Here is a 4,637-nt window from a genome sequence, read left to right on the forward strand (position 1 = left end):
GCCACCCCGCGGGAGAGCCCGCCTGCTACAGCGCTGTGAAGGGCGCGCAGGCGGGCTCTCCCGCTACCAGCGAGCTACACCACCATCAGGGACACGACCCGCGAACGCGAAGCGCCAGAACTCGAACACGAACCAGTTGTAGTACGCAAGCGACCCACTCTTGCCGTTGGACAAGCCTGTTCTCTCGTAAGGATCTAGACGAACGTTGGTGAGGATGGGCCAATCCACCTTCTCGGTCGCTCCGAGCCAGCCATTAGGTTGGTCGGTGAAGCGGTACTTGTAGTCGCCGATCCGCACCGCACTCAGCGTGCTCTCGGTGAAGTAGAAGATCTCGTTGCGCTTGGATGGACCCTTGCCTGTGTTGAGATCGGCTTGGTTGTAGCCGTCGAGATGCACCTTATAGGTCCTGTCGCCGATCTGTTTCCCCTTCTTCAGCTCATCGATAATGTTGTCATTGCCGGCCGCCGCCACGAGGGTTGGGAACCAATCAAGACCTGACATGATGCTGTTCTCGACCTTGCCGGCCGGCATCTTGCCGGGCCAACGGACGATGGCCGGGACGCGGAAGCCGCCTTCGAGCGCCGTGCCCTTGCCGCCGGCGAACGGTGTCTGGCCACCGTCCGGCCAAGTGAAGTTCTCGGCCCCGTTGTCGGTCGAGAAGACCAGGATGGTGTCATTGGCCACGCCGAGATCATTCAGTTTCTGCATGACCGAGCCGACGATGTCGTCGAGCTGGGACATGCCGGCCTCTTGGACTGACCACCCGTTCTCCGGCGTGCGGCGCCGCTGGTACGGCTCGGACAGGTGGGTGACGACGTGCATCCGTGTCGGATTGAGCCAGAGGAAGAACTGCTTGTTGTCTCGGCTTTGGCCTTGTCAATGAACCCGATCGCCAGGTCGCGGATCTCCTCGTCCACCGTCTCCATCCGTTTCGGGTAGAGCGTGCCAGCATCCTCAATCCGCTGCTTGCCGACCCTGCCCCAGCGTGGGTCCTCAGTGGGATCGTCCACGTTCGTTGCCCACGAATGAACCATGTTGCGCGGGCCGACCCTGTTCAGCAGCTCCTGCGGATAGGCGGGATGGGCCGGATCTTCCATCGCGTCGAGGTGGTAGAGATAACCGAAGAACTCGTCGAACCCGTGCACCGTTGGCAGGAACTCGTTCTTGTCACCCAGGTGGTTCTTGCCGAACTGGCCTGTGGCGTAGCCCATGCCCTTCAGCGCGGTGGCGATGGTCACGGCCTCCGCCGGAATGCCGATCGGGGCGCCCGCCCGACCGACCGTGGTCATGCCGGTGCGGATCGGCAGCTCACCGGTGATGAAGGCCGCACGTCCCGGTGTGCAGCTCGCCTCCGCGTAGTAATCAGTAAACAGCATGCCCTCGGCGGCGATCCGGTCGAGATGGGGCGTCCGTCCGGCCATCATGCCGCGGTGATAAGCGCCGATGTTCCAGATGCCGATGTCGTCGCCCATGATGACGAGGATGTTCGGCTTCTGCCCGACCGTCGGCTGCTGCTGGGCCTGTGACTGGGCCTGTGCGGAACTGGTCGAGGCAGGCGACACCATCGCGGCAGCCGCGAGGGCCGACGTCCCAGCGAGAAGAATGTTGCGGCGGTTGAGAGTGCTTCCCTCTTCGGGGCTCGCCTGCTTCGTCTCGTGTGAGTCGTCACTCATGGCTCAGTCCTCTCCCAGATGATGGTCCGGAAGCCCACATGGCTCGTGGAGGTGTCGATCGGCTGTGGGTGGCGGGCTGCGGGCCGGTAGCGCCGGCAGTAGTTCGGCGCGCAGAGATGTGAGCCGCCCTTCACGCTGCGCCTCGATCCCGAGCCCGCTTCGCCCCTGCTTGTCGGTGCTCACCCGCAGGTAGGCCACGAGGGGTCTCGGGCTCGGCGTGACAAGTCCATGAGTTCCCATGGACTTGTCACACAGCCCGTTCCCCAGAGGCTCGCTCATCCCATCCTATCAACCCGCTTCGCCTTCGGCGAAGCATAGCCAGGAGAATTTAGCGAAATCGGAAATATTTCAACGAAACAATCAAGGCACAAATCAAATAAAACATTCAACTGCACTGTTTATTTAGATCGGTGCGTCTTTTCTAAGGGCAAAATGATGTACGATATAATACACTATTCGCCAAATGCATTTCTGAAATTTTTGATTTTTATTCAGATTATAACGAAGCTAGGCTTCTGCTCTCATCCTCGGCAGCCGATAGCGTCGCGCCTTTGGTGCGCTCAGCGAGCCTCAAACCGTGGGCCAGGCATTGAACGAAGAGCGAGCGCTACTTCACCAAGTCAGCGCCGCCACCCCTCCGGTCTCATCATCACGCCCAAACCAGGTGTTCGTGAAACCAGCAGCAGGCCACTCAGCCACGATCGGTGGGAAAGCGTCGATGCTGTGGAACGAGATAGCTCGGCACAAATGGCAGCATAGTGCGGGTGCAACGGCCGTCCCGCGCCGACCACGCTTTCATTGCTGCGTAGGGCCAGAAATAATCCGCGGCAGACGCAAAAAAATGCATGTTGCCCTTGACGCACATCGCCGCACGGGTAATCCTGGCATACAGTATACGAACTGAGCGCCAAAGCTCCGCTTCGGCAAAATCTCAGCTTGAGCGCGGCTGCGCATGTCGCTCTCAACCGCCCACGGCCGACCAATCGTTCCGGCTGATAGGCGGCCACCTCTACTCGAGTTATTCCCGCACCTAGCAAGAGCCGGGATGCGAACAAATTTTCTTGTCCGAAGCTTCTAGAAGACGAAACCGGCAAGACGAAGTAAATTCCACAAAAATAGGCGAGGGAATATCTATGGTAACGCCAGAAACGTTGCAGCCTAAGAGGGTTTCAGACAGCTATCGCTGGATGCAGCTCGTCCTCGGCGTCATCTGCATGGTGATGATTGCCAATCTCCAATACGGTTGGACCTTCTTCGTCCCCGAGATCCAGAAGACCTTTGGTTTCGACCGTGCTGCTATCCAGTGGGCGTTCACCCTCTTCGTGCTGTTCGAGACATGGCTCGTTCCGATCGAAGGTTGGTTCGTCGATAAGTACGGCCCCAAGGTCGTCATCTTGTTCGGCGGCATCCTATGCGGCGTTGGCTGGGTCATCAACGCCTATGCTGGTTCACTCAACGCATTCTACCTCGGTCAAGTCATTGCCGGTCTGGGCGCAGGTGCTGTCTATGGCACATGCGTGGGCAATGCCCTCAAGTGGTTTCCCGACAAGCGCGGATTGGCCTCCGGCATCACGGCCGCCGGCTTCGGCGCTGGCTCGGCGCTGACCGTTGCCTCAATCCAGTGGATGATCGCCGACAAAGGCTTTCAGGCAGCCTTCCTCTACTTCGGCATAGGCCAAGGTGTGATCGTGGCGGCACTGGCGTTCTTCCTGTCCGCCCCGCGCAAGGGTCAGATACCGGACGTGTCGAGCAACAACGCGAACGTCCAGTCGCGCCGCAACTACACGCCGAGCGAGGTGGTGCGCCAGCCGATCTTCTGGCTGATGTACTTCATGTACGTCATCGTCGGTGCCGGCGGCCTGATGATCACCGCCAACCTGAAGCCGATCGCCGCCGACATCGGCGTTGACAAGGTGCCAGTCACCCTACTCGGTGTGACGATGGTGGCCATCACCTTCGCGGCAACGATCGACCGAGTCCTCAACGGCCTCACGCGCCCCTTCTTCGGTTGGGTCTCGGACAAGATCGGCCGCGAGAACACGATGTTCATCGCCTTCGCAATGGAGGGATTTGGCATTTACATGCTCTACCTCTGGGGTCACGATCCGCTGTGGTTCGTGCTCCTATCCGGGTTCGTCTTCTTCGCCTGGGGCGAGATCTACTCCCTCTTCCCCTCAACCTGTACGGACACATTCGGCTCGAAGTTTGCGGCTACCAACGCCGGCCTGCTCTACACGGCCAAGGGAACCGCGGCGCTGCTCGTGCCGATCGCCAACTATCTGCAGCAGGGCACTGGCAGTTGGGACGGCGTATTCCTGGCGGCCGCCGGCGCTAACATCCTGGCCTCGGTCCTCGCTATCGCGGTGCTGAAACCCTGGCGCAAGCGAGTTGTTGCCAACGCTCAGTCCGAGGTAGATGTCACGACCGGCGCAAAGGTCGCCGTAGCCTAGGAGATTTCAGCTCCCGATAGAACGCCAATGTCGAGGCAGGGTCTGGAGATATCCCTCCGGATCCTGCCTCTATTAATGGATTATCAAGTCGGCGCACCGTCAGTTTATTTTTCCGTGGCAAATCGGAGAACAAAATCAAAACAAATTTCAATACTATCAGTCTAGCGCTTTTGTATTGACAGCGAACTGCCTATATGTATGAATGCACATTCCTCCTTCGCACGTGCGAAGTTGGTGCTTTCAGAACGGATAACTTGGACCCGCCTGCAAAATTCTTGCGGGCGGGTTTTTTCTGTCTCAAGCGTGGGTCACCAGTGCTAGGGTCTGTTGTCGCCTGAACGGATTGCGGCTGTTCGCGTTTTCTCTTTTTCGAGCGAGGAGCCGTAATGCTGTCGGACACCCAGTGGGCTGAGTCGGAGCCTCTGATTGAGGAATGCCGGCCCAAGGCCAAGACACCGCCCCAGGAGCTTCGGCGCACGATCTCGGCGATCCTCTGGCGGCATCAGAACGGGGC

At 59.4% G+C, this 4,637-nt stretch carries 1 protein-coding gene and 4 pseudogenes; 2 read left to right on the plus strand and 3 right to left on the minus strand.

Annotated features, from left to right (window positions below; all coding sequences use genetic code 11):
- Positions 1-108 precede the first annotated feature (108 nt).
- The 3 pseudogenes from MTDSW087_RS29570 to MTDSW087_RS31560 form a co-directional block, all read right to left on the minus strand.
- Positions 109-1,673, minus strand: a pseudogene (locus tag MTDSW087_RS29570) (arylsulfatase); the annotation flags it as partial.
- A pseudogene (locus MTDSW087_RS29575) lies at positions 1,670-1,816 on the minus strand (SUMF1/EgtB/PvdO family nonheme iron enzyme); the annotation flags it as partial. The pseudogenes MTDSW087_RS29570 and MTDSW087_RS29575, both read right to left, overlap by 4 nt.
- Positions 1,803-1,913, minus strand: a pseudogene (locus MTDSW087_RS31560) (recombinase family protein); the annotation flags it as partial. The pseudogenes MTDSW087_RS29575 and MTDSW087_RS31560, both read right to left, overlap by 14 nt.
- Before the next feature lie 893 nt (positions 1,914-2,806).
- Between MTDSW087_RS31560 and oxlT the strand changes: the two are divergent.
- Positions 2,807-4,123 carry an oxalate/formate MFS antiporter gene (oxlT, locus tag MTDSW087_RS29585; RefSeq protein ID WP_483403752.1) on the plus strand — a complete coding sequence of 439 codons (1,317 nt, stop codon included), beginning with the start codon at positions 2,807-2,809 and terminating at the stop codon, positions 4,121-4,123.
- Between the two features lie 386 nt (positions 4,124-4,509).
- Positions 4,510-4,637 (plus strand): annotated as a pseudogene (locus MTDSW087_RS29590) (IS5 family transposase); the annotation flags it as partial.

The sequence above is a fragment of the Methylobacterium dankookense genome (genome assembly GCF_902141855.1).
Taxonomy (GTDB): Bacteria; Pseudomonadota; Alphaproteobacteria; order Rhizobiales; family Beijerinckiaceae; genus Methylobacterium; species Methylobacterium dankookense.

Excerpts from the sequence above, each read along its gene's own strand:
- oxlT (WP_483403752.1), top strand. The coding sequence starts at position 2,807 with ATGGTAACGCCAGAAACGTTGCAGCCTAAGAGGGTTTCAGACAGCTAT.